This is a genomic window from Streptomyces sp. NPDC047017 (genome assembly GCF_040644175.1).
Lineage (GTDB): Bacteria > Actinomycetota > Actinomycetes > Streptomycetales > Streptomycetaceae > Streptomyces.
The window spans coordinates 139,128-162,913 of record NZ_JBEYVW010000015.1; the positions used below are offsets into that span (position 1 = coordinate 139,128).

At 72.0% G+C, this 23,786-nt stretch carries 18 protein-coding genes; 7 read left to right on the top strand and 11 right to left on the bottom strand.

Annotated elements, in window-relative coordinates:
• The 8 genes from ABZ858_RS24750 to ABZ858_RS24785 form a co-directional block, all read right to left on the bottom strand.
• Entirely contained in the window at window positions 1-657 is a 657-nt protein-coding gene (locus ABZ858_RS24750; RefSeq protein WP_361382519.1) for a phosphatidylserine decarboxylase, read from the bottom strand.
• Between the two features lie 170 nt (window positions 658-827).
• The gene (locus ABZ858_RS24755; protein ID WP_361382522.1) at window positions 828-2,033 is read right to left on the bottom strand and encodes an acyl-CoA dehydrogenase family protein; all 1,206 of its coding nucleotides are present in this window, start codon (window positions 2,031-2,033) and stop codon (window positions 828-830) included.
• On the bottom strand, window positions 2,034-2,546 hold the full coding sequence (locus ABZ858_RS24760) for a MaoC family dehydratase (RefSeq protein WP_361382525.1): 513 nt from the start codon (window positions 2,544-2,546) through the stop codon (window positions 2,034-2,036). It lies immediately after the preceding gene.
• Between the two features lie 5 nt (window positions 2,547-2,551).
• Entirely contained in the window at window positions 2,552-3,571 is a 1,020-nt protein-coding gene (locus ABZ858_RS24765) for a CoA ester lyase (protein WP_361382528.1), read from the bottom strand.
• Window positions 3,568-5,616: a protein meaA gene (locus ABZ858_RS24770; protein WP_361382531.1), complete on the bottom strand. Its 2,049-nt coding sequence runs from the start codon at window positions 5,614-5,616 to the stop codon at window positions 3,568-3,570. The genes ABZ858_RS24765 and ABZ858_RS24770 overlap by 4 nt, the downstream gene beginning before the upstream one ends.
• 8 nt (window positions 5,617-5,624) lie before the next feature.
• Complete coding sequence (gene ccrA / locus ABZ858_RS24775) at window positions 5,625-6,968, bottom strand: crotonyl-CoA carboxylase/reductase (protein ID WP_361382534.1); 1,344 nt, start codon at window positions 6,966-6,968, stop codon at window positions 5,625-5,627.
• A gap of 461 nt (window positions 6,969-7,429) precedes the next feature.
• On the bottom strand, window positions 7,430-8,248 hold the full coding sequence (locus tag ABZ858_RS24780) for a TetR family transcriptional regulator (protein ID WP_361382537.1): 819 nt from the start codon (window positions 8,246-8,248) through the stop codon (window positions 7,430-7,432).
• A 157-nt stretch (window positions 8,249-8,405) separates the two neighbouring features.
• A complete protein-coding gene (locus ABZ858_RS24785) occupies window positions 8,406-10,211 on the bottom strand; it encodes a 3-hydroxybutyryl-CoA dehydrogenase (RefSeq protein WP_361382540.1) in 1,806 nt (601 codons plus the stop codon).
• Between the two features lie 381 nt (window positions 10,212-10,592).
• On the opposite strand from ABZ858_RS24785, the gene ABZ858_RS24790 reads away from it, so the two are divergent.
• Window positions 10,593-11,168 carry an adenylosuccinate lyase gene (locus ABZ858_RS24790; RefSeq protein WP_361382543.1) on the top strand — a complete coding sequence of 192 codons (576 nt, stop codon included), beginning with the start codon at window positions 10,593-10,595 and terminating at the stop codon, window positions 11,166-11,168.
• Between the two features lie 3 nt (window positions 11,169-11,171).
• On the opposite strand, the gene ABZ858_RS24795 is transcribed toward ABZ858_RS24790, so the two are convergent.
• Window positions 11,172-11,570 (bottom strand): RidA family protein, encoded by a 399-nt coding sequence (locus ABZ858_RS24795; RefSeq protein ID WP_361382546.1) that lies wholly within the window; start codon window positions 11,568-11,570, stop codon window positions 11,172-11,174.
• Between the two features lie 65 nt (window positions 11,571-11,635).
• Complete coding sequence (locus ABZ858_RS24800) at window positions 11,636-13,249, bottom strand: alpha/beta hydrolase (RefSeq protein WP_361382549.1); 1,614 nt, start codon at window positions 13,247-13,249, stop codon at window positions 11,636-11,638.
• 317 nt (window positions 13,250-13,566) lie between these two features.
• On the opposite strand from ABZ858_RS24800, the gene ABZ858_RS24805 reads away from it, so the two are divergent.
• On the top strand, window positions 13,567-13,722 hold the full coding sequence (locus ABZ858_RS24805; RefSeq protein WP_361382552.1) for a hypothetical protein: 156 nt from the start codon (window positions 13,567-13,569) through the stop codon (window positions 13,720-13,722).
• Window positions 13,723-13,795: 73 nt separating this feature from the next.
• Here ABZ858_RS24805 and ABZ858_RS24810 read toward each other — a convergent pair whose 3' ends face one another.
• Window positions 13,796-14,878, bottom strand: a complete 1,083-nt coding sequence (locus tag ABZ858_RS24810; protein WP_361382554.1) for an Rv2578c family radical SAM protein — start codon at window positions 14,876-14,878, stop codon at window positions 13,796-13,798.
• Window positions 14,879-15,028: 150 nt separating this feature from the next.
• Between ABZ858_RS24810 and ABZ858_RS24815 the strand changes: the two genes are divergently transcribed.
• From ABZ858_RS24815 to ABZ858_RS24835, 5 genes are all read left to right on the top strand, one after another.
• A complete protein-coding gene (locus ABZ858_RS24815; RefSeq protein ID WP_361382556.1) occupies window positions 15,029-15,472 on the top strand; it encodes an SRPBCC family protein in 444 nt (147 codons plus the stop codon).
• A gap of 169 nt (window positions 15,473-15,641) precedes the next feature.
• Window positions 15,642-18,065 (top strand): MFS transporter, encoded by a 2,424-nt coding sequence (locus ABZ858_RS24820; RefSeq protein WP_361382559.1) that lies wholly within the window; start codon window positions 15,642-15,644, stop codon window positions 18,063-18,065.
• A 210-nt stretch (window positions 18,066-18,275) separates the two neighbouring features.
• The gene (locus ABZ858_RS24825; protein ID WP_361382562.1) at window positions 18,276-21,158 is read left to right on the top strand and encodes a bifunctional glycosyltransferase family 2 protein/CDP-glycerol:glycerophosphate glycerophosphotransferase; all 2,883 of its coding nucleotides are present in this window, start codon (window positions 18,276-18,278) and stop codon (window positions 21,156-21,158) included.
• A complete protein-coding gene (locus tag ABZ858_RS24830; protein WP_361382565.1) occupies window positions 21,155-22,288 on the top strand; it encodes a glycosyltransferase in 1,134 nt (377 codons plus the stop codon). The genes ABZ858_RS24825 and ABZ858_RS24830 overlap by 4 nt, the downstream gene beginning before the upstream one ends.
• A 52-nt stretch (window positions 22,289-22,340) precedes the next feature.
• Entirely contained in the window at window positions 22,341-23,771 is a 1,431-nt protein-coding gene (locus ABZ858_RS24835) for a glutamate decarboxylase (protein ID WP_361382568.1), read from the top strand.
• The last annotated feature ends 15 nt before the right edge of the window (window positions 23,772-23,786 follow it).

Genomic DNA, 23,786 nt, shown 5'->3' on the forward strand with positions numbered 1-23,786 from the left:
TCAATCACGGTCAATGCGAGTCACCCCAGCCACGGTCTTCTGGCCGACCTCGACCGCGACCTCCACGCCCTCGGGCAGGTACAGGTCGACGCGCGAGCCGAACCGGATCAGACCGACCCGCTCGCCCTGCTCGACCTTGGTGCCCGACGGGATGTAGGGGACGATGCGGCGGGCCACCGCGCCGGCGATCTGGATCATCTCGATGTCGCCGAGTTCGGTGTCGAAGTGCCAGACGACCCGCTCGTTGTTCTCGCTCTCCTTGTTGAACGCGGGAACGAACCCACCGGGGATGTGCTCGACCGACGTGACCGTGCCGGCGAGCGGGGCACGGTTGACGTGGACGTTCAGCGGGCTCATGAAGACGGCGACGCGGGTGCGGCCGTCCTTCCACGGCATGATGCTCTGCACCACACCGTCGGCGGGCGAGACGACCCGGCCCTGGGTGATCTCGCGCTCGGGGTCGCGGAAGAACCACAGCATCCCCGCCGCGAGCGCGGTGGCGGGGACGGCCACGGCCTTGGCCACGCCCGAGCGGCGGGCGCGGACCAGGCTGACGGCTGCGGTGGCGACGGTCGGCAGAAGCCACGGCGATGCTCCGCGCGCGAGGCGTACGCCGGCGAGGCTGTCGCGAGGTGCAGAGGTTTGGCTGTGGGGCATGGATGACCTTCGTAGCGGATGATGCCGCGCTCTCGACGGGGGACGGCGGCTTTCCGCGATCGTAGCGGTTAAGGGCCACAACTGGGTAAGCCGGGAAGCCGAGTCGGCGGCCGAAGACCGCTGACGGGGTGTGATCTTCTTCTCCCAGAAAACACCCCGTATGCGGACAATCAGCCCTGGAACCGATACTCTTCGAGCAGTCGGCGGCCGATGATCATTTTCTGGATCTCGGCGGTACCTTCACCGATGAGCAGCATCGGGGCCTCGCGGTAGAGGCGCTCGATCTCGTACTCCTTGGAGAAGCCGTAGCCGCCGTGGATCCGGAAGGCGTCCTCGACGACCTCCTTGCAGTACTCGGAGGCCAGGTACTTCGCCATACCCGCCTCCAGGTCGTTGCGCTGTCCGGAGTCCTTCTTCCGGGCCGCGTTCACCATCATCGCATGCGCCGCCTCGACCTTGGTGGCCATCTCCGCCAGCTTGAACTGGATGGCCTGGTGCTGGGCGATCGGCTTGCCGAAGGTGTGCCGCTGCTGGGCGTACCGCGCCCCCAGCTCGAAGGCGCGCTGGGCGACGCCGCAGCCCCGGGCCGCCACGTTCACCCGGCCCACCTCGACGCCGTCCATCATCTGGTAGAAGCCCCGGCCGGTGGCGCCGCCGAGCACCCGGTCGGCCGGCACGCGCAGGCCGTCCATGATCAGCTCGGTGGTGTCGACGCCCTTGTAGCCCATCTTGTCGATCTTGCCGGGGATGGTCAGGCCGGGCCGGACCTCGCCGAAGCCGGGCTCCTTCTCCACCAGGAAGGTCGTCATGGACTTGTGCGCGGCCGTCCCCTCGGGGTGACCCTCGTCACTGCGCACCAGCACGGCCACCAGCGAGGAGGTGCCGCCGTTGGTCAGCCACATCTTCTGGCCGTCCAGGACGTACTCGTCGCCGTCCCGCACTGCCTTCGACGTGATGGCGGACACGTCCGAGCCCAGTGCCGGCTCCGACATCGAGAAGGCGCCCCGGATGTCCCCGAGGGCCATCCTCGGCAGGAAGTGGTCCTTCTGCTCCCGCGTGCCGTGCTGCTTGAGCATGTACGCGACGATGAAGTGGGTGTTGATGATGCCGGACACCGACATCCAGCCGCGCGCGATCTCCTCCACGCACAGCGCGTAGGTCAGCAGCGACTCGCCCAGGCCCCCGTACTCCTCGGGGATCATCAGACCGAACAGGCCCAGCTCCTTGAGGCCGTCCACGATCTGCTGCGGGTACTCGTCGCGGTGCTCCAGCTCGGTCGCGACCGGAATGATCTCTTTGTCGACAAAGTCCCGGACGGTGGAGACGATCTCCCGCTGGACGTCGGTGAGACCGTGGGTCTGGGCGAGACGGCTCATCTACTTCCCCTGTTCCTTCAGCTCGGGACGGCCCGGCTGCTCGCCGCCGCGCTCCTTGGTGTACGTCTCGGTCGGCACCATCACCTTGCGGCGGAAGACGCACACGAGGGTGCCGTCCTGCTTGTAGCCCTTGGTCTCGACATGCACGATGCCGCGGTCGTTCTTCGACTTCGACGGCCACTTGTCCAGCACCGTCGTCTCGCCGTAGAGCGTGTCGCCGTGGAAGGTCGGCGCCACGTGCTTGAGCGACTCGATCTCCAGGTTGGCGATCGCCTTGCCGGAGACGTCCGGGACGGACATGCCGAGCAGCAGCGAGTAGATGTAGTTGCCCACGACGACGTTCTTGCCGAAGTCCGTCGTCTCCCCCGCGTAGTGGGCGTCCAGGTGCAGCGGGTGGTGGTTCATGGTGAGGAGGCAGAAGAGGTGGTCGTCGTACTCGGTGACCGTCTTGCCGGGCCAGTGCTTGTAGACCGCGCCGACCTCGAACTCCTCGTAGGTCCGTCCGAACTGCATCGCGCTCAGCCCTCCGGGATCTCGAACTTCGACGTGCGCCGCATCCCGGCCGCCCGTCCCTTGCCGGCGACGACCAGCGCCATCTTGCGGCTGGCCTCGTCGATCATCTCGTCGCCGAGCATCGCCGAGCCCTTCTTGCCGCCCGCCTCGGACGTGCAGTACTCGTACGCGTCCAGGATCAGCTCGGCGTGGTCGTAGTCCTCCTGGGAGGGCGAGAAGACCTCGTTGGCGGCGTCCACCTGGCCGGGGTGCAGCACCCACTTGCCGTCGAAGCCGAGCGCGGCGGCCCGCCCGGCGACCTCGCGGAACCCGTCGACATTGCGGATCTGCAGGTAGGGGCCGTCGATCGCCTGGAGGTCGTTGGCGCGGGCGGCCATCAGGATCCGCATCAGGATGTAGTGGTACGCGTCCGCCGGGTAGCCCGGCGGCTGCTCGCCCACGACCAGCGACTTCATGTTGATCGAGGCCATGAAGTCGGCCGGGCCGAAGATGATCGTCTCGATGCGCGGCGAGGCCTTGGCGATCTCGTTGACGTTGTTGAGGCCCTGCGCGTTCTCGATCTGCGCCTCGATGCCGATCCGGCCGACCTCGAAGCCCATGGTCTTCTCGATCTGGGTGAGCAGCAGGTCCAGGGCCACCACCTGCTCGGCGTTCTGCACCTTGGGCAGCATGATGCAGTCGAGGTTCGGGCCGGCCCCCTCGACCACGGTGACGACGTCCCGGTACGTCCACTCGGTCGTCCAGTCGTTGACCCGGACCACCCGCGTCTTGCCCGTCCAGTCGCCCTCGTTGAGGAACTTGACGATGGTGTGCCGCGCCTCGGGCTTGGCCAGCGGCGCGCACGCGTCCTCCAGGTCGAGGAAGACCTGGTCGGCGGGGAGGCCCTGCGCCTTCTCCAGGAAGCGCGGGTTGCTGCCGGGGACGGCCAGGCACGAGCGCCGCGGGCGGAGACGGTCGACAGAAGGGAGGTGTGCGGCGGAGCCGCTCGCCGAAGGGGCGGTGGTGGGAGACGGGCGGGCGGTCATGCGGGGACCTCCAGGGGGTCGAGCTTGTTCGCTTTCCGGATCTCGTCGACGATCGCGCCGATGATGCCGGTGATGTCGAAGTCCTTCGGGGTGAAGACCGCGGCCACACCGGCGGCCTTCAGTTGTTCGGCGTCACCGCCAGGGATGATGCCACCGGCGATCACCGGAATGTCTGTGGCACCCGCCACACGCAGCCGTTCCAGCACGTCCGGCACCAGCTGGGCGTGCGAGCCGGACAGGATGGACAGGCCGACCGCGTGCACGTCCTCGGCCAGGGCCGCGTCCACGATCTGCTCCGGGGTGAGCCGGATGCCCTGGTAGACCACCTCGAAGCCGGCGTCGCGGGCCCGCACGGCGATCTGCTCGGCCCCGTTGGAGTGCCCGTCCAGGCCCGGCTTGCCGACCAGGAAGCGCAGCTTGCCCACGCCCAGGTCGCGGGCCGTCAGCTCCACCCGGGAGCGCACCTCGGACAGGGCGGACCCCTGCTCGGCGGGGACGGCCACCGGGGCGGAGGACACCCCGGTCGGCGCGCGGAACTCGCCGAACACCTCCCGCAGCGCCCCGGCCCACTCACCGGTCGTGACACCCGCGCGGGCGCACTCCAAGGTGGCCTCCATCAGGTTGTCGGTGCCCTTGGCCGCCTCCTTCAGCCGCTCCAGCGCCTTGCACGGGCGCGGGTGGTTGAACGGCGGCTGGTAGCGGGAGTCGCGCCAGCGCCGCAGCGAGTCCACCACCCGGGCCTCGACCGCCGGGTCCACCGTCTGGATCGCGGTGTCCAGGTCGGCGGTGAGCGGGTTGGGCTCGGTGCCCTCGAAGATGTTGACCCCGATGATCTTCTCCTGGCCGGACTCGATCCGGCCCCGGCGCTCGGCGTGCGAGGCGACCAGCTGCGACTTCAGGTAACCGGACTCCACGGCGGCCAGCGCGCCGCCCAGCTCCTCGATGTGGTCGATCTCCGCGAGGACGTCGGTGACCAGGGTGTCCACCGTCGCCTCGATCACCTTCGAGCCCTCGAAGATGTCGTCGTACTCCAGCAGGTCCGACTCGTAGGCGAGCACCTGCTGGATGCGCAGCGACCACTGCTGGTCCCAGGGGCGGGGCAGGCCCAGGGCCTCGTTCCAGGCCGGCAGCTGCACGGCACGCGCGCGGGCGTCCTTGGAGAGGGTGACGGCCAGCATCTCCAGGACGATCCGCTGGACGTTGTTCTCCGGCTGCGCCTCCGTCAGGCCCAGGGAGTTGACCTGGACGCCGTAGCGGAAGCGGCGGTGCTTGGGGTTCTCGATGCCGTACCGCTCCCGGGTGACCTTGTCCCAGATGCGGCCGAAGGCGCGCATCTTGCACATCTCCTCGACGAACCGGACGCCCGCGTTCACGAAGAAGGAGATCCGGCCGACGACGTCGCCCATGCGCTCCCGCGGCACCTGGCCCGAGTCGCGCACCGCGTCGAGCACGGCGATCGCGGTGGACATCGCGTACGCGATCTCCTGCACCGGTGTGGCCCCGGCCTCCTGCAGGTGGTAGCTGCAGATGTTGATCGGGTTCCACTTCGGGAGGTGGGAGACCGTGTACGCGATCATGTCCGTGGTCAGGCGCAGGGAAGGCCCGGGCGGGAAGACGTGTGTGCCGCGGGACAGGTACTCCTTGACGATGTCGTTCTGGGTGGTGCCCTGGAGCCTGGTGATGTCCGCGCCCTGTTCCTCGGCGACGACCTGATAGAGCGCCAGCAGCCACATGGCGGTGGCGTTGATCGTCATCGAGGTGTTCATCTGCTCCAGGGGGATGTCCTGGAACAGCCGGCGCATGTCACCGAGGTGCGCGACCGGCACCCCGACCCGGCCGACCTCGCCGCGGGCGAGGACGTGGTCGGAGTCGTAGCCGGTCTGCGTCGGCAGGTCGAACGCGACCGACAGACCGGTCTGGCCCTTGGCGAGATTACGCCGGTACAACTCGTTGGACGCCTCGGCGGTGGAGTGGCCGGCGTACGTGCGCATGAGCCACGGCCGGTCCTTCTCCCGCCGCCCGTCGGCGGGCTGACGCTCACTCATGGGTGCCCTCAGATGTTCCGGAAGCGGTTGATGGCGTCGAGGTGCTCGGCGCGCGACTCCTCGTCGCGCACCCCGAGGCCTTCCTCGGGGGCCATGCACAGCACGCCGACCTTGCCCTGGTGGGCGTTGCGGTGCACGTCGTGGGCGGCCTGGCCGGTCTCCTCCAGGGCGTAGACCTTGGACAGCGTCGGGTGGATCTTCCCCTTCGCGATGAGGCGGTTGGCCTCCCAGGCCTCGCGGTAGTTGGCGAAGTGCGAGCCGATGATGCGCTTCAGCGACATCCACAGGTAGCGGTTGTCGTACTCGTGCATGTAGCCCGAGGTGGAGGCGCAGGTGGTGATGGTGCCGCCCTTGCGGGTGACGAAGACGGAGGCGCCGAAGGTCTCGCGGCCGGGGTGCTCGAAGACGATGTCGATGTCCTCGCCGCCGGTCAGCTCGCGGATGCGCTTGCCGAAGCGCTTCCACTCCTTCGGGTCCTGGGTCTGCTCGTCCTTCCAGAACTTGTAGCCCTCGGCGGTGCGGTCGATGATCGCCTCGGCGCCCATCGCCCGGCAGATGTCCGCCTTCTGCGGGCTGCTCACCACGCAGATCGGGTTGGCGCCGCCGGCCAGCGCGAACTGCGTGGCGTACGAGCCGAGGCCGCCGCTGGCGCCCCAGATGAGCACGTTGTCGCCCTGCTTCATGCCGGCGCCGTTGCGGGAGACCAGCTGGCGGTAGGCGGTGGAGTTGACCAGGCCCGGCGCGGCGGCCTCCTCCCAGCTGAGGTGGGCCGGCTTGGGCATCAGCTGGTTGGACTTGACGAGCGCGATCTCGGCGAGCCCGCCGAAGTTGGTCTCGAAGCCCCAGATGCGCTGCTCGGGGTCGAGCATGGTGTCGTTGTGGCCGTCGCTGGACTCCATCTCGACCGACAGGCAGTGCGCGACGACCTCGTCGCCGGGCTTCCAGGCGTTGACGCCCGGGCCGGTGCGCAGGACGACGCCCGCGAGGTCGGAGCCGATGATGTGGTACGGCAGATCGTGCCGCTTGGCCAGCTCGTTGGTACGGCCGTAGCGCTCCAGGAACCCGAACGTGGACAGCGGCTCGAAGATCGAGGTCCACACCGAGTTGTAGTTGACCGAGGAGGCCATCACGGCCACCAGGGCCTCGCCCGGGCCCAGTTCGGGCACCGGCACCTCGTCCAGGTGGATGGACTTGCGCGGGTCCTTGTCGCGGGTCTCGAGGCCCGCGAACATCTCCGTCTCGTCCTTGTGCACGGTGATCGCGCGGTACGACTCGGGGAGCGGCAGTGCGGCGAAGTCGGCGGACGTGGCGTCCTTCGACTGGATCGCGTCCAGGATGTCCTTCACGGTCACGGTGTTGCCTCCGGCGGTGAGCGCCCTTGAGGGAGGGGCGCTGAGGGGTACGTCGGTGCTGCTGGGGATTCTGGGGTGGTGCCGTCGGTCCGGCGGGGTGCCATCGGTGCGGCGGGTGGTGCGGGCGGCGCTGGGTGGCGCGGGAGGGTTGCCTGTGACGCAGGCGTCCGGACGTGCGGGCCGGTGGCCCGCCGGGACAGCCTGCGCGCGGTGCGGTCGCCGCACGCCGGTCGCCCGGACTCCTTCAACGTATGACACCGCGTGTCAGCTGACAAGGCACTGAGTGCCACAACTTTCGCTCAGACGAAATCTTTACGTAACAAATGAGCGATGATCGATCGAACGCCGCCCGCGGTCTCCCCGAAAACGGCCCCTGACATGCCGAAACGGCCACCCCGCAGGGTGGCCGTCCATGGGCCGACCGTGGTCGTCCGCGGCGCGCCTCCGGCGCCGGAGGGGGCTCAGCGGTCCTTCAGCGCCGCCTCGATGGTCCGCATGACCTCGTCCAGCGGGGCATCGGTACGGGCCACGGTGACCAGTACCTCGCCGTGCCGGGAGACCGCCGCCGGAGCGGCGGGCTGGGCGGCGGCGCCCGTCGTGCGGCCGGCCCCGATCCCGGTGCCGAAGGTCCGGCGGACGATCGCGAAGGCGTGGTCGAGCTGCGTCTCCACGTCTCCCTGGCCGCCCGCCCGCAGCCAGCGCCGCAGCACGTGGTTGTGGGCCGTGACCACCGCCGAGGCGGCGACCTCGGCGAGCAGCGGGTCGTCGTTGGCGTCGTCGGCGTGCGCCCGCTCGTCGAAGTGGCCCAGCAGATAGCGGGTGAACAGGCGCTCGTAGCGGGCCACCGAGGCGATCTCCGCCTCCCGCAGGGTGGGCACCTCGCGGGTCAGCTTGTAGCGGGCCACCGAGATCTCCGGCCGGGCCGCGTACATCTTCATGACTTCCTTGATGCCCCGGCACACCGTGTCGAGCGGGTGCTCGTGCGCGGGGGCGGCGTTCAGCACCGCCTCCGCGCGGATCAGGGTGTCGTCGTGGTCGGGGAAGATCGCCTCTTCCTTGGAGCGGAAGTGGCGGAAGAAGGTGCGGCGGGCGACCCCGGCCGCCGCGGCGATCTCGTCGACCGTGGTCGCCTCGTACCCCTTCGTCGCGAACAGCTCCATCGCGGCGGCCGCCAGCTCCCGGCGCATCTTGAGCCGCTGCGCGGCGGCGCGGGAGCCGGCCGCGCTCTCCGGCGCGTCGGCCGTGGCGGGGGTACGTGAGGTCTTGGCGGGCTGGGGCATGACCTGAACGTACTGCATCCGCGCGGCCGAGTGCGCAGGTCCCCGGCTTTGCCCGCCCCCGGCGGGCGGGGGCGGGCCGGCCGGATCCAGCAGGCCGCCCCACTCCCGCCCGTCCCGGAACCGGTCCTCCGGCCGGCCCGCGCCGGGCGCCGGCGCGTCAGCGGCGGGCATATTCGCGGAAGCCGCGGCCCGTCTTGCGGCCGAGGCAGCCCGCGGCCACCAGATGCTCCAGCAGGGGCGCGGGCGCCAGGCCCGGGTCGCGGAACTCGCGGTGCAGCACCTTCTCGATGGCCAGCGAGACGTCCAGGCCCACCACGTCCAGCAGCTCGAAGGGCCCCATCGGATAGCCGCCGCCCAGCTTCATCGCCGCGTCGATGTCGTCGAGCGAGGCGTAGTGCTCCTGGACCATCTTGACCGCGTTGTTGAGGTAGGGGAACAGCAGCGCGTTCACGATGAAACCGGCCCGGTCGCCGCAGTCCACCGGGTGCTTGCGGATCTTCGCGCACACCTCGCCCGCGGTGGCGTGGACGTCGTCGGCCGTCAGCACCGTGCGCACCACCTCGACCAGCTTCATGGCCGGCGCCGGGTTGAAGAAGTGCAGGCCGATCACGTCCTGCGGGCGCGAGGTGGCGCGGGCGCAGGCGACCACGGGCAGCGAGGAGGTGGTGGTGGCCAGCACCGCGCCCGGCTTGCAGACCTTGTCCAGCGTCCCGAACAGCTGCTGCTTGACCGCCAGGTCCTCGGCGACCGCCTCCACGGCGAGGTCCACGTCGGCGAAGTCGTCGTAGCTGCCGGTCGCCGTGATCCGGTCCAGGGTCTGCGCGGCCACCTCGGCGCTCAGCCGCCCCTTGTCGACGGAGCGCGCCAGCGACGTGCCGATACGGGCCTTGGCGGCCTGTGCTTTCTCCGGACTGCGGGCGGCGAGCACGACCTCGTACCCGCCCTTGGCGAACACCTCCGCGATACCGGAGGCCATGGTGCCCGAACCGGCGACCCCCACCGACCGCACGGGCCGCCCGGGGACGGGGGAGTACCCCTCCGGCGGGGTCAGCGCGTCCGGCACCACCGTCCCGCTGCCCGGCGCCTCGTAGCTGTAGAAACCGCGCCCCGTCTTGCGGCCGGTCAGCCCCGCCTCGCTGAGCTGCTTGAGGATGGGCGCGGGGGCGTGCAGCCGGTCGCGCGACTCGGCGTACATGGCCTCCAGGACCGTGCGTGCCGTGTCCACGCCGATCAGGTCGAGCAGGGCCAGCGGGCCCATCGGCAGACCGCAGCCGAACCGCATCGCGGCGTCGATGTCCTCGCGGGAGGCGTACTTCGCCTCGTACATCGCGGCGGCCTGGTTGAGGTAGCCGAACAGCAGCCCGTCGGCGACGAACCCGGGCCGGTCGCCGACCGCGACGGGCTCCTTGCCGAGGTCCAGGGCGAGGTCGGTGACGGCGGCGACGGCCTGCGGCGCGGTCAGCACCGAGGAGACCACCTCCACCAGCTTCATGGCCGGCGCCGGGTTGAAGAAGTGCAGGCCCAGCACCCGCTCGGGGTGGGCCGAGTCGGCGGCCAGCCGGGTCACCGACAGGGCGTTGGTGCCGGTCGCCAGGATGGTCTGCGGCCGCACGATGCCGTCGAGTTCACGGAAGATCCGGTGCTTGACCTCGTACGACTCCGGCGCCACCTCGACAACCAGATCGGCGCCGGCCGCGGCGGCCAGGTCGGTGGAGGTGCGCACCCGGGCGAGGACCTCCGCGCGGTCCTTCTCGGTCAGCTTGCCACGCGCCACGGCGCGTGCGGTGGAGGTCTCCAGGGCGCCGACGGCACGGGCCGCCGCGGCCTCGCTGACGTCGATGCCGACGACCTCGCGGCCGGCCCGGGCCAGGACTTCGGTGATACCGGTGCCCATGGTGCCCAGACCCACGACGGCGACCGTCTTGAGCGGGGACAGAGGGGTGTCGGAGAGGGGAGCGGCCATCGCGGGACTCCAGGAATGAGGGGTGACGACTGGGAACGCGCCCCGGTACGCCGACGGCGCACCGGGTGCGTGCGGGAAGGGCTGCGATTGCGGGTGTCGCCGGGCTGCGAGCGCACACGCCCGGGACCGTTCGCCGCGGGCGCGCACACGCCCGTGCTGCGGCGGAAGGCCGGCCGGCCCTGTCCCGGGGCCGGGTCGAACAGCGGTATCTGAGAGATACCGGACCGACGACACTCGCGGTGGCTGCGTCACCAGGCCACTGCGAGTCGATGCGAGTGGGTAACCCGCTCGTCTGAGCTTAACCCGTGAGTAACGAGCGCGCCAGCCCCTGAGTGCGCGAGATGGCTCCCGCACCGGCGGGCACGCCCCTACGCTGCTGTCGTGGACGAAGAGTCGCGATCACTCACGGAGCGCTTACGGCAGGAGTCGGGCGGGACGGCCGCGTACCGGCATCTCGCGGCGACCGAGGACCCGGACGAGCTGGCCGAGGTCCTCACGGCGCCGGCGCAGCCGCTGTGGGCCAGGGAACTGGCGGCGTTCCGGCTGGGCACGGGCGGCGACCGCCGCGCCTTCGAGTCCCTGGTCCTGCTCCTCAACCACCGCGACCCGCAGCGCTGCGCCGGCGCCGCCCACGCCCTGGCCCGCCTCGGCGACCCCCGCACGGCCCGCGCGGCGGCCGCGCTCGCCACCAACGAACTGCGCGTCGCCTACGCGCTGCACCCCGTGCGCCTGCTGGTCCTCCTGCGCGCCCCCGAGTCCGTACCCGCCCTGATCACCACACTCCAGCGCCGGCTGCGCCCGCACGACCCTCACCGCCGCGTCGCCCTGGCCTGCGTGGAGGGCCTGGGCGCGCTCGGGGACGCGCGGGCCCGCCCGGTCCTCACCGAGGCCCTGGCCCACCCGGCCCTGGCCGAGGCCGCGGTGCACGCGCTGGCCCGGCTCCCCGGGCGGCGCTGACCCTCAGCCGCCGACCACCGCGAACGCCTCGATCTCCATCAGGAACTCCGGGCGCACCAGGGCCGCGACCTGGACCGCCGAGGCGGCCGGGAGGCGGTCGTCGGGTATGTGGGCGGAGCGGGCCGCGCGGATGGCCGGCATATGGCCCATGTCGGTGACGAAATAGGTGAGTTTGACGACGTCGTCGAAGCTCGCCCCGGCGGCCGCCAGGCAGCGCCGCAGGTTCTCGAAGACCTGGGCGGCCTGGGCGGCCGGATCGCCCGCGCCGACCAGCCCGCCGGCCTCGTCCAGGGCGAGCTGCCCGGAGACCGCGACGAAGCGGCCGGTGCCCATCACGACGTGGGAGTACTGCGGGGCGGGGGCCACGCCCTGCGGGGCGGTGATCCTGATCGGTTCGTTCATGTCCCCATGGTGGACCACGGGTGTGACAACCGGTCCCGAACCCGCGCCGGGGGCCTGCCGGTTGCTCAGCGCCGGAAGCCGACCAGCGCGTGCAGGGCCGCACCGCGCGCGGCGCCGGCCCGCGCGGCGGGCGCCGCCGCCTTCGTGCCCGGCGGCTCCGGGTCCGGTGCCTTCCGGCACACCGCGTCGGCCGCCCCCGCCGCCGCGGGCGGCACGGTCCCGTCGCCCAGGTACGCCGACAGGTGGTCGTCCAGGCAGGCGTTCCCGCTCAGGGTGATCCCGTGGTTGCCGCCGCCCTGCTCGACGACCAGCCGCGAGCCCGCCAGCAGGTGATGCACCGTCACGCCACCCTCGTAGGGCGTGGCGGCGTCGTCGGTGGCCTGGAACAGCAGGGCCGGCGGCAGCGCGTCGTTGGCGAGGGACACCGGAGTGCGGGCGGCGGTCGGCCAGAAGGCGCACGGCGCGTTGTACCAGGCGTTGTTCCAGGCCATGAACGGCGCCTTGCGGTACACCGCCCAGGTGTCCGCGTGCCACCGCCGCCAGTCACGCGGCCAGGCGGCGTCCCGGCACTGCACCGAGGCGTACACGCTGTAGCCGTTGGTGCCCGAGGAGTCGACGGCGCCGAGGTCCCGGTACGCGGCGACCAGCGGGCCGGTCTCCTTGTCGTTCACGTACGCCGCGAACGCCTGGGCGAGCCGCGGCCAGTAGCCGTTGTAGTAGCCGCCGGGGATGAAGGTGTCCTCCAGCTCGGAGGCGCCGACCTCGCCGCCCGCGGGCCGCTCGGCGAGCGCGGCCCGCATCGTGTACCACCGCGCTTCCACGCGGCCCGGGTCGGTGCCCAGCCGGTACGTCGTGTCGTACCTGGCGACCCACGCCATGAACGCGCGGTGGCGGTCGTCGAAGGCGAGGTCCTGGCGGAGGTTGTCGTCGTACCAGACACCGCCCGGGTCGACGATCGAGTCCAGCACCAGCCGGCGCACCCGCTCCGGGAACAGCTTGGCGTACACCGCGCCGAGGTAGGTGCCGTAGGAGTAACCGAAGTAGTTGATCTTCGGTGCGCCGAGCGCCCGCCGGACGGTGTCCAGGTCGGTGGCGGCGCTGACCGTGTCGAGGAACGGCAGCACGGGCGCGTACTTCTTCGCGCAGGCGGCCGCGTACGACCGCACGCGCGCGATGCCGGCCTCCTCCAGCGCGGGCGTGGCGGGCACCGAGTCCGGGCGCACGGGCGCGAAGTGGTCCGGCGCGCAGTCGACGGCCGGGGTGCTCGCCCCCACCCCGCGCGGGTCGAAGCCGATGACGTCGTACTGGGCGGCGACCGGCGCGGGCAGCGCGGAGGCGACGAAGGCGGCGAGCGTGAGCCCGCTGCCACCGGGCCCGCCGGGGTTGACCAGCAGCGGCCCCTGGAACGTCTTGGCGGTGTGCGGGACCCGGGACAGCGCCAGCGTGATCTGCTGCCCGGCGGGGTCCTCGTGGTCGAGCGGCACCCGCACGGACCCGCACTGGAGCGTCGGGTGGTCGGCGGTGCCGCAGTCCTTCCAGGCGACCGGGGCGGTGGGAGCCGCCGGGGCGGCGGCCGCGGTGGGGGAGGTGGGGGAGGTGCTCGCGCCGGCGGGGACGGCGGTGAGCGAACCGGCCACGACGACGGCGGCACCGCAGAGCGCGGCGGCGCGTTTTCTCATGCGTCCTCCCAGGACGGAGAGGCTGCGGACCGCGAAGTGGGCGATCCTCGCCGCATCGTCCCGGGATGCGCACCCCGCGGAACGTCCCCCGGCGGTTCTTGACCCGATTGCGCCGCGCGATGCCCTCGAACGATCGCCCGCCGGGACCGTGTTTCCCGCCCGCCGCGCCCGGCCCGGGGCCGTCACCCGAACGGCCCACCCGGGGCGGGGCCTGGAGGTGCGCGGTAACTCGATCGGCCGCACGCTGGAGAAGAACCGCTCGCCGACCCGCTTCCCGCCTGCCCACCGCTCGGATCACCACTCCGTGAGGAGGCGCCGTGATCGTGATAGCCCTGCTCGTCCCGGTGGCACTCCTGCTCCTGATGTTCGCCCTGGACGCCTGGGAGAACTTCCTGTTCCCGGGTCCGCCGCCGAACTGGCCGGACGCCGAGATCCCCGAGCAACTGACACCGGACCCGCCGACGCACGGCTGACCGCCCCATCGCAGACCGCAGACCGCGGACCGCATCACCGCACGCCGGCCCCGGCACCGGACCCCGGCCGCTCTCAGAGGAGCGAGAGCTGCACGGGTCCGGACGCCGGGGCCGGCGCCGTCGCGGCCGGCTCGGGCGTCCGGACGCGCCGCGCCGCCCCCGCGCGCGTGGGGCCGATGCCGTACTCCCGGGCGAGGTCGTGCACCTGGCGGGTGATGTGGCGCTGGTACCACTTCGGCGCGTAGGCGCCCCCGGCGTACAGCCGCTCGTAGCGGCCGACGAGGTGCGGGTGGTGCCGGCCGAGCCAGGCCATGAACCACTCCCGGGCGCCGGGGCGCAGATGCAGGGCCAGCGGGGTGACGGAGGTGGCCCCGGCCGCCGCGATCGCCCGCACGGTGGCCCGCAGCCGGTCGGGATGGTCGCTCAGGAAGGGGATGACCGGCGCCATCAGCACCCCGCAGCCGATGCCGTGCTCCCCGAGCGTGCGTACGACGTCCAGGCGGCGTTCCGGCGCGGGCGTGCCCGGCTCCACGGTGCGCCACAGCTCGGTGTCGGTGAAGCCGACCGAGACGGAGATGCCCACGTCGGTGACCTCGGCGGCCTGGACGATCAGGTCCAGGTCGCGCAGGATGAGCGTCCCCTTGGTGAGGACGGAGAACGGGTTCGCGTGGTCGCGCAGCGCGGCGAGGATGCCGGGCATCAGGCCATAGCGGCCCTCGGCGCGCTGGTAGCAGTCCACGTTGGTGCCCATCGCGATGTGCTCGCCCTGCCAGCGGGGTGAGGCCAGCCGGTGGCGCAGCAGCTCGGGCGCGTTCACCTTGACCACGATCTGGCTGTCGAAGCCGAGGCCCGTGTCCAGGTCCAGGTAGCTGTGCGACTTGCGGGCGAAGCAGTACACGCACGCGTGCGTGCAGCCCCGGTAGGGGTTGACCGTCCATTCGAACGGCATTCGGGAGGCTCCCGGCACCCGGTTCACGATCGAACGGGCCCGGACCTCGTGGAAGGTGATCCCGCGGAACTCCGGTGTGTCGAAGGTCCGGGTCGTGACCGCCTCCGCGCCGAACAGCGCGGCCTCGGCCCGGCCGTGCGCGGCGCTCCCGGCGGTCGCGGCGTTCCCGGTGTCGTCCGGGCCCGCGGTGAGGTTGTCCCAGCGCATGACGCCTCCTCGGTAGCACTGGCCACAGAATAGAACACTTGTTCCCTTGATCGTGCGGACCCCGATCGTGCGGACCCCGATTTGGGGCGCCGGGCGACGGGGTGGTTGGCTTTGCTCCCACCCTGAGAACGGATGTCCTGGAGGAACCCCATGGCGCAGGTCGAGGCCACTACGGAGCGGGTCGTCGCGGCGGACGCGGAGAAGGTGTTCGACGCCCTCGCCGACTACAGCGGCACCCGCGAGCGGCTGCTGCCCGAGCACTTCAGCGAGTACGAGGTGCGCGAGGGCGGCGACGGCGAGGGCACCCTCGTGCACTGGAAGCTCCAGGCCACCAGCAAGCGCGTCCGCGACTGCCTGCTGGAGGTCAGCGAGCCCACCGACGGCGAGCTGGTCGAGAAGGACCGCAACTCCTCCATGGTCACCACCTGGCGGGTCACCCCGGCCGGCGAGGGCCGTTCCCGGGTCGTCGTCACCACCACCTGGCAGGGCGCCGGCGGCATCGGCGGCTTCTTCGAGAAGACGTTCGCCCCCAAGGGCCTCGGCCGGATCTACGACGCCCTGCTGGCCAAGCTCGCCGCCGAGGTGGAGAAGTAGTCCTCAGCGGACAACTCGCCGCCGAGGGGCCCATGTTGACCCCTTCACCGGTTCGAGTGATCTCCCCGCCACGCCGCGCTGTGCCGTAACCCGCCGCGCCGCCCGTAGTTGTCGCTGTTACGCGCGGCGACCGCGCGGCAGTGCGACGAGGGAGAGGTACGTGGGCGGCGTGGGCGGGATCACTCTGGCGCAGGACGAACCGGTCGCGGCGCCACCGGACCCGCGCGCCGCGCCCGCGCGGAGCGCCGCCGCCGCGCCGCCGGCCGGCCCGGAGCCGCTCAGCCCGCGCCGGGTGCGGCTGGTCTTCGTCGGGCTGATGCTCGCGCTGCTGCTGGCCGCCCTGGACCAGATGATCGTCGCCACCGCGCTCCCGAAGATCGTCGGCGAGCTGCACGGCCTGGACAAGATGTCCTGGGCGATCACCGCCTACCTGCTCACCGCCACCGTCGGGCTGCCCGTCTACGGCAAGCTCGGCGATCTGATCGGCCGCAAGGGCGTCTTCCAGTTCGCCATCCTGGTCTTCGTCGTCGGCTCCGCGCTGGCCGGCCGGGCGCAGACCATGGACCAGATGATCGCCTTCCGCGCGGTGCAGGGCGTCGGTGCGGGCGGCCTGATGATCGGCGTCCAGGCCATCATCGCGGACATCGTCCCGCCCCGGCAGCGCGGCCGGTTCATGGGCCTGATCGGCGCCGCCTTCGGCCTCGCCTCCGTCGCAGGCCCCCTGCTCGGCGGCTACTTCACCGACCACCTCTCCTGGCGCTGGTGCTTCTACGTCAACGTGCCCTTCGGCCTGGTCACCCTGGCCGTCGTCACCGTCGTGCTGAAACTGCCCAGGCAGCGGGCCCGGGGCCGCTTCGACGTCCTGGGCACCCTGCTGCTCGGCGCCGCGTCCACCTGCCTGGTGCTGCTGACCAGCTGGGGCGGCACCGAGTACGCCTGGAACTCGCGCGTGATCTGGGGCCTGGGCGCGGGCGCCGTGGCGGCCACCGCCCTCTTCGCCGTCGCCGAACGCCTGGCCGCCGAACCCCTCATCCCGCTCCGGCTGTTCCGCGACTCCGTCTTCACCATCAGCGGCCTGGTCGGCCTGGTCATCGGCGTCGCCCTGTTCGGCGCGGCCAGCTATCTGCCGACCTTCCTGCAGATGGTCGACGGCGCCTCCGCCACCGGGTCCGGGCTGCTGATGCTGCCCATGATGGGCGGCATCGTCGGCGCGTCGATCGTCTCCGGGCAGCTCATCAGCCGCACCGGCCGCTACCGGGTCTACCCGCTGCTCGGCAGCGCCCTGTCCGCCGTCGGCATGTGGCTGCTGTCCCGCCTGGAGGTGGACACCTCCCGCCTGGAGTACAGCGCCTGGATGGCCGTGCTCGGGGCCGGCATCGGCCTGGTGATGCCGGTGCTGGTGCTCGCCGTGCAGAACTCCGTGCGCCCCGCCGACCTGGGCACCGCCACCAGCGCCAACAACTACTTCCGGCAGATCGGCGGCAGCGTCGGCGCCGCGATCTTCGGCACCCTCTTCGCCGACCGGCTCGCCGACGCGCTGCGCGACCGCCTCCCCCCGCGCGCGGGCGCCGCCCTCCCCGACCCCGAGTCGATCACCCCCCAGGTGGTGCGCACCCTGCCGCCGGCCCTGCGCGACGCCTACATCCAGGCGTACGCCGACGCCATGCCGCGGATCTTCCTCTATCTGGTGCCGGTGCTCGTCCTCGGCCTGATCATCGCCTGCTTCCTCAAGGAGAAACCGCTGGTGTCCCACAACACCCCCGCCCCGGCCGCCTTCGAGACCGACCCCGAGCCGCCGCACCCCACCGTGCCGCAGGCCCGCGCGCCCTACCCGGCCGGAGTCCCCGTCTGCGGCACGGTGCAGCACGCGGACGGCACCGTCGTGCCCCGCGCCGCGCTCACCCTGATCGACGTCGGCGGACAGCAGATCGGGCGGGGCGCGAGCGGCGAGGACGGCCGGTACGCGCTGTCCACCCCGGGCACCGGCTCCTACGTCCTGATCGCCGCGGCCGGCGGGCACCAGCCGCAGGCGGTCTCGGTCACCGTCGGGGAGCGGCCCGTCGAACTCGACGTCGTCCTCGGCGGCGCCGGACGCCTCGCGGGCACCGTGTGCACCGCGGACGGCAGCCCCGTGCGGGACGCCGCCGTCACCCTGACCAATGTGCACGGCGAGGTCGTCGCCAGCACCCGCAGCGGCCGCGAGGGCGGCTACGTCATCACCGAGCTGGTCGCCGGCGAGTACACCCTCGCCGCCAGCGCGCCCGCCTTCCGCCCCGCCGCGCTCCCGGTCAGCGTGCAGGCCTCCCGGGAGACCCGCCAGGACGTGGAGCTGGCGGGCGGCGCGGTGCTGCGCGGAACCGTCCGGGCCAGCGGCGGCCGCCCCGTCGAGGAGGCCCGCGTCACCCTCCTCGACGCGGCAGGCAACGTCGTCGACACGCTCACCACCGGAGCCGACGGGACCTTCCGGTTCGTCGACCTCTCCTCCGGCGAGTACACCGTGATCGCGGCCGGCTACCCGCCGGTCGCCACGGTCCTCCAGGTCGCCGGCGGCGGCCGCACCGAGCGGGACCTCCAGCTCGGCCACGAGGACTGACCCGGCCGCCGGGGGCGCGGGCCCGCCTATCCCGCCCCCGGCGCGCCTCTCTCCGCCCCGCCGGACCTGCGTGTCAGCAGGACTGCGTATTGTCGCATTGGCGTAGTTTGGGGTGCGGGGACGGCCGCTTCCCCCGCCCGTCGCGGGGCATGGACCGCCCCCGCGCACCCGCCCCCACCCACCGCACCCCCCACGGAACAGAGACGAGAGGTGGCCGTGTCGAGCGCCGCGCCCGCACCGGACGTCAGTGTCGTCGTCATCGTCTACAACGACCGGGAGCGACTTGCGACGGCCGTAGGCTCCGTCCTCGCGCAGACCCTGCGCAACGTCGAGGTGATCATCGCCGACGACTGCTCGACGGACGGCTCCCACGAGGTCGCGCGGGCGCTGGCCGCCGCCCACCCCGGCACGGTCCGCGCGATCCGCCTGCCGGCCAACAGCGGCGGCTGCGGGGAGCCCCGCAACCAGGGTGTCAAGGCCGCCCGCGGCCGGTACGTGATGTTCCTGGACAGCGACGACACCCTGGAACGCAACGCCTGCCGCAACATGGTCGAGGCCGCCGACCGCACCGGCGCCGACCTCGTCTCCGGCCGGTGCGTACGGGTGTTCACCGACAGCCGGCACGGCAAGCGCGTCCCGTGGTACCCGTGGCTGTACCGCGCCACCCGCACCCTCGACTCCGTCGCCGAACTGCCGGACCTGTTCGTCTTCGACACCCTGTCGACCAACAAGTGCTACCGGCGCGACTTCCTCCTCGGCGGCGGCCTCGCCTTCCCTCGGGGCATCCACTACGAGGACCTGCTGTTCTCCGCCCAGGCCTACCTGGCCGCCCGGCGGATCACCCTCGTCCCCAACACGGTCTACTTCTGGAACGTCGCCGAGAAGACCGCCGACAAGTCGATCAGCAACCGGCGCGGCGAGATCCGCAACTTCGCCGACCGGGTCGAGATCCACCGCCGTATCGACGCCCTCCTCGACCAGCGGGGCGAGGCCGGGCTGAAACTGGCCAAGGACATCAAGTTCCTCAAGCACGACCTCGTGCTGTACCTGCGGGAACTGCCGTTCCTCGACGACGACTACCGCCACGGCTTCGCCGAACTGGCCCGCGGCTATGTGCGGGACTTCCCCGACGCGGCCTACGCCGAACTCGACCGCGTCCACGCCATCTGCGCCCAGCTGCTGCTGCGCGAGGACTGGACCGACCTGATGCCGGCCATCGACACCCTGATCAACCGGGACAAGATCGCCACCCCGCTGACCGAGCGCGACGGCCGGATCTACTGGACCGACCGCTACCTCGACGACCCCGAGATGCGCTCCGTCCTGGACGTCACCGCCCTCGGCCACCACGCCAAGCGGCTGCACCAGATGTACCTGCGCAACCGGCTCACCGAGTACCGGGTGCACGGCGGCGACGTACAGCTGGCCGGGAAGATCGTCAACCCGCTGCACACCGTCCCGCCGGACGCCCGCCTCACCGCCGAGCTGGAGTTCCGCGCCCGGCGCCGCAGCCTGCAGACCTTCCGCTTCCCGGTGGCCGACCTCGTCCACGAGGGCGACGCGATCAGCTGGCGGGCCGAGCTCCCGCTCGGCCGGCGGCTGCGCCCGCTCGGCGTCATCGACGACGTCTGGGACGTCCGGCTGCACCTGACCGCGGACGGCAGCCGCACCACCAGCCGGCTCACCGTCGGCACCGTCGACCTGGAGCACGCCGACGCCCTTCCGGTCCGGCCGCGCCTGACCCGGCTCCTGGCCGACCGCCTCCAGGCCCAGGTGTCCGCCAAGGGCCACCTCGCCTTCCGGCTCACCCAGCACGGCCGGCTCGCCCGCACCGGCCGCGCCGCCGTGGAACGCAACCTGCACGGCCGCCCCGCCCGCACCGCCAAGGGCGCCTACCGCACCCTGCGCGCCGTCCGCCGCGACCTGCACTCCGGCACCCGCAAGCTCCAGGTCTACGACCGCATGCTGACGAAACTGCCCGTCCGCAAGGGCACCGTCGTCTTCGAGAGCCACCTCGGCAAGCAGTACAGCGACAGCCCGCGCGCGATCTACGAGGAGATCCGCCGCCGCGGCCTGCCCCTCACCCCCATCTGGTCCTACGCCGGCGCGCGCCCCGACGGCTTCCCCGAGGACGCCGAGCTGGTGCGCCGCTGGTCGTGGCGGTACCTCAAGGCGCTCGCCCAGGCCGAGTACTGGATCGACAACCAGGGCTACCCGCTGCGCCTGGCCAAGCGCCCGGAGACGACGTACATCCAGACCTGGCACGGCTCCGCGCTCAAGAAGATGGGCTTCGACGAACCCCTCCAGCGGATGCGGTCCGAGCAGGAACAGCTCACCTACCAGCAGGCCCTGGACCGGTTCGACCACTTCGTGGTCCGCGGCGAGCACGACGTGCGCACCCTCGCCCGCGCCTACCGCGTCCCGGAGCACAAGCTGCTGCGCACCGGCTACCCGCGCAACGACGCGCTGGTACGGGCCCGGCAGTCCGGCACCCCGGACCCCGGCACCCGGCAGCTCGCCGAACGCCTGGGCATCGCCCCCGGCCGCCGGGTGCTGCTGTACGCGCCCACCTTCCGCTCCCGCCCGGGCGGACCCGTACGCGAGTTCGCGTTCCCCTTCGACGTCGAGGAGTTCGCCGACCGCTACGGCGACGCGTACGTGCTGCTGGTGCGCGCGCACTACCTGAACCGGCTCACCCTGCCCCCCGCGGTGGCCGGCCGCGTCGTCGACGTCAGCGCCGAGCCGGACATCACGCCGCTGATGCTGCTCTCCGACGCCCTGATCACGGACTACTCCTCCGTGATGTTCGACTACGCGCTGCTCCAGCGCCCGATGGTGTTCTACGCCCACGACTGGGAGGAGTACGCCGAGGACACCCGCGGCACCTACTTCGACCTGCTCGCCGAGGCGCCCGGGCCGGTCCCGCGGACCCAGGAGGAGCTGTTCGCCGCGCTCGGCGACCTGACCGCCGTGCACACCGCGTACGAGGCACGGCTCAAGGAATTCGTGGAGAAGTACGGCGAGTACGACCGCGGGGACGCCGCGGCGCAGATCGTGGACCGTTTCTTCGGACCCGTGGGAGAGGCCCGATGACCCAGCGCGACATCATCTTCGTGGCCAACGAGGTCGACGAACTGGGCGGCGTGGGCCGCTGGCAGGCCCAGCTGGCCGGACTGCTGGCCGGGCGCGGCCACCGGGTCACCGTCGTCGGCATCGCCCCCGCCAACCACCCCATGGACCTGGGCGAACGGCCCCCGTTCCGCACGGTGACGCTCTACGCCCAGCGGCCGCCAGGCCGCCCCCGCCCGCGCCGCCTGCTGGGGGCGGCCGGCCCGGCCGCGCGCCGCCACGAGCGGCGGATGCGCGGCGCCGCCGCCCGGCTCACCGCCCTGTTCCGGGCCGCCGGGCCCGGCGCGGTGATCATCGTCCCGCAGGTGTGGGCGATGGAGTGGGTGGCGCTCGCGGACACCGCCGGCCACCCCGTGATCGGCATGACCCACGAGTCCTTCGACACCGCCCGCAAGTCGTCCCGGTTCGCACGCGTCAAGAAGTACTTCACGGACGTGGACCGGCTGCTGGCCCTCACCCAGGAGGACGCCGACCGCTGGGTGGGCGAGGGCCTGAACAACGTCGGCTTCCTGCCCAACCCGCTGCCGGTCGCGTTCGGCACACCGTCCCCGCGCACCGAGAAGACGGTGCTGAGCGTCGGCCGGCTCTCCCACGAGAAAGGCGTCGACCTGCTCCTGGACGCCTGGGCCGAGACCGTGCCGCACCAGCCCGGCTGGACCCTGCGCATCCACGGCAGCGGGGAGGCCGAGGCCGGGCTGCGGCGGCAGTGCGCCGAACTGGGCCTGGACGGCTCGGTGGACTTCGCCGGGCAGACCGGCGACGTGCCCGGGGCGCTGCGCGCCGCCTCCGTCTTCGTGCAGTCCTCCCGCGGCGAGGGCTTCCCGCTGGTCCTGCTGGAGGCGATGGCAGGCGGGGTGCCGTGCGTGGCGTTCGACTGCGCCCCCGGGGTGCGTGAGATCGTCACCCACGAGGCGGACGGGCTGCTGGCCCGGCCCGGCAACACCTCCGAACTCGCCCGGCACCTCGTGCGCTTGATGTCCGACGGGCAGCTGCGTGACAGGATGGGCGAGCAGGCCCTGCGCAGCGTACGGCGGTTCGACCCGGACGCCGTCACCAGCCGCTGGGAGGAACTGTTCGACCTCCTGGAACGCTGAGGTCCGCGCAGGACCGCCGGTGAGAGCGACGACGAACGAAGGCGGAGCGCGCATGGCCGTGTGGAACGACCGCGACCACCGTGGTGAGAGCCGGGACCTGGCGGTCAACCCGCTCTTCAGCCGCGAACCCCTCCAGGTGCCGCGCTACGCGCTGCCGGAGGGGGAGATGGAGCCGGACACTGCCTATCAGGTGGTGCACGACGAGCTGATGCTCGACGGCAACGCCCGGCAGAACCTGGCGACCTTCGTCTCCACCTGGACCGAACCGCAGGCCAGGGCGCTCATGGACGAGTGCCTCCAGAAGAACATGATCGACAAGGACGAGTACCCGCAGACCGCGGAACTCGAACTGCGGTGCGTGCACATGCTGGCCCGGCTCTGGCACGCCGAGGACCCCCGGCACGCGGTGGGCTGCTCCACGACCGGGTCCAGCGAGGCGGCGATGCTCGGCGGTCTCGCGCTCAAGCGGCGCTGGCAGCACCGGCGCCGCGCCGAGGGCAGGTCCACCGAACGGCCCAATCTGGTCATGGGCGTCAACGTCCAGATCTGCTGGGACAAGTTCGCCGACTACTTCGAGGTCGAGCCGCGCTACGTTCCGATGGAGGGGGACCGCTACCACCTGACCCCCGAGCAGGCCGTCGCGCTGTGCGACGAGAACACCATCGGGGTGGTCGCGGTGCTCGGCTCCACCTTCGACGGCAGCTACGAACCGGTCGCCGCCGTCGCGGCCGCCCTGGACGACCTCCAGTCCCGCACCGGACTGGACATCCCCGTCCACGTCGACGCGGCCTCCGGCGGCATGATCGCCCCCTTCCTCGACCCGGACGTGGAGTGGGACTTCCGGCTGCCGCGGGTCGCCTCCATCAACACCTCCGGGCACAAGTACGGCCTGGTCATGCCCGGTGTCGGCTGGGCGCTGTGGCGGGACAAGGACGCCCTCCCCGACGACCTCGTCTTCCACGTCAACTACCTGGGCGGCGACATGCCGACCTTCGCGCTGAACTTCTCCCGGCCCGGCGCCCAGGTCGTCGCGCAGTACTACAACTTCCTGCGGCTGGGGTTCGACGGCTACCGGCGGGTGCAGCAGACCTGCCGGGACATCGCCATGCGACTGGCCGGCCGGATCGCCGAGCTGGGCCCGTTCGAGCTGGTCACCGACGGCGGTGAGCTGCCGGTGTTCGCCTTCCGGGTGCGCGCGGGCGTCGACCGGTTCAGCGTGTACGACGTCTCCGCCGGGCTGCGCGAGCACGGCTGGCTGGTGCCCGCGTACACCTTCCCGAAGAACCGCACCGACCTGGCGGTCCTGCGCATCGTGATCCGCAACGGCTTCAGCCACGATCTGGCCGATCTGCTCCTGGACGACCTGCGCCGCGTGCTGAGCAGGCTTCAGACCCAGCGCGAGCCGCACCGCAGCGCCGACGACGCCGGCACCTTCGCGCACGGCGCGGAGACCAAGAACCCGCGCCGGCCCGGCCGCCACTGACGAGGGAGACACCCG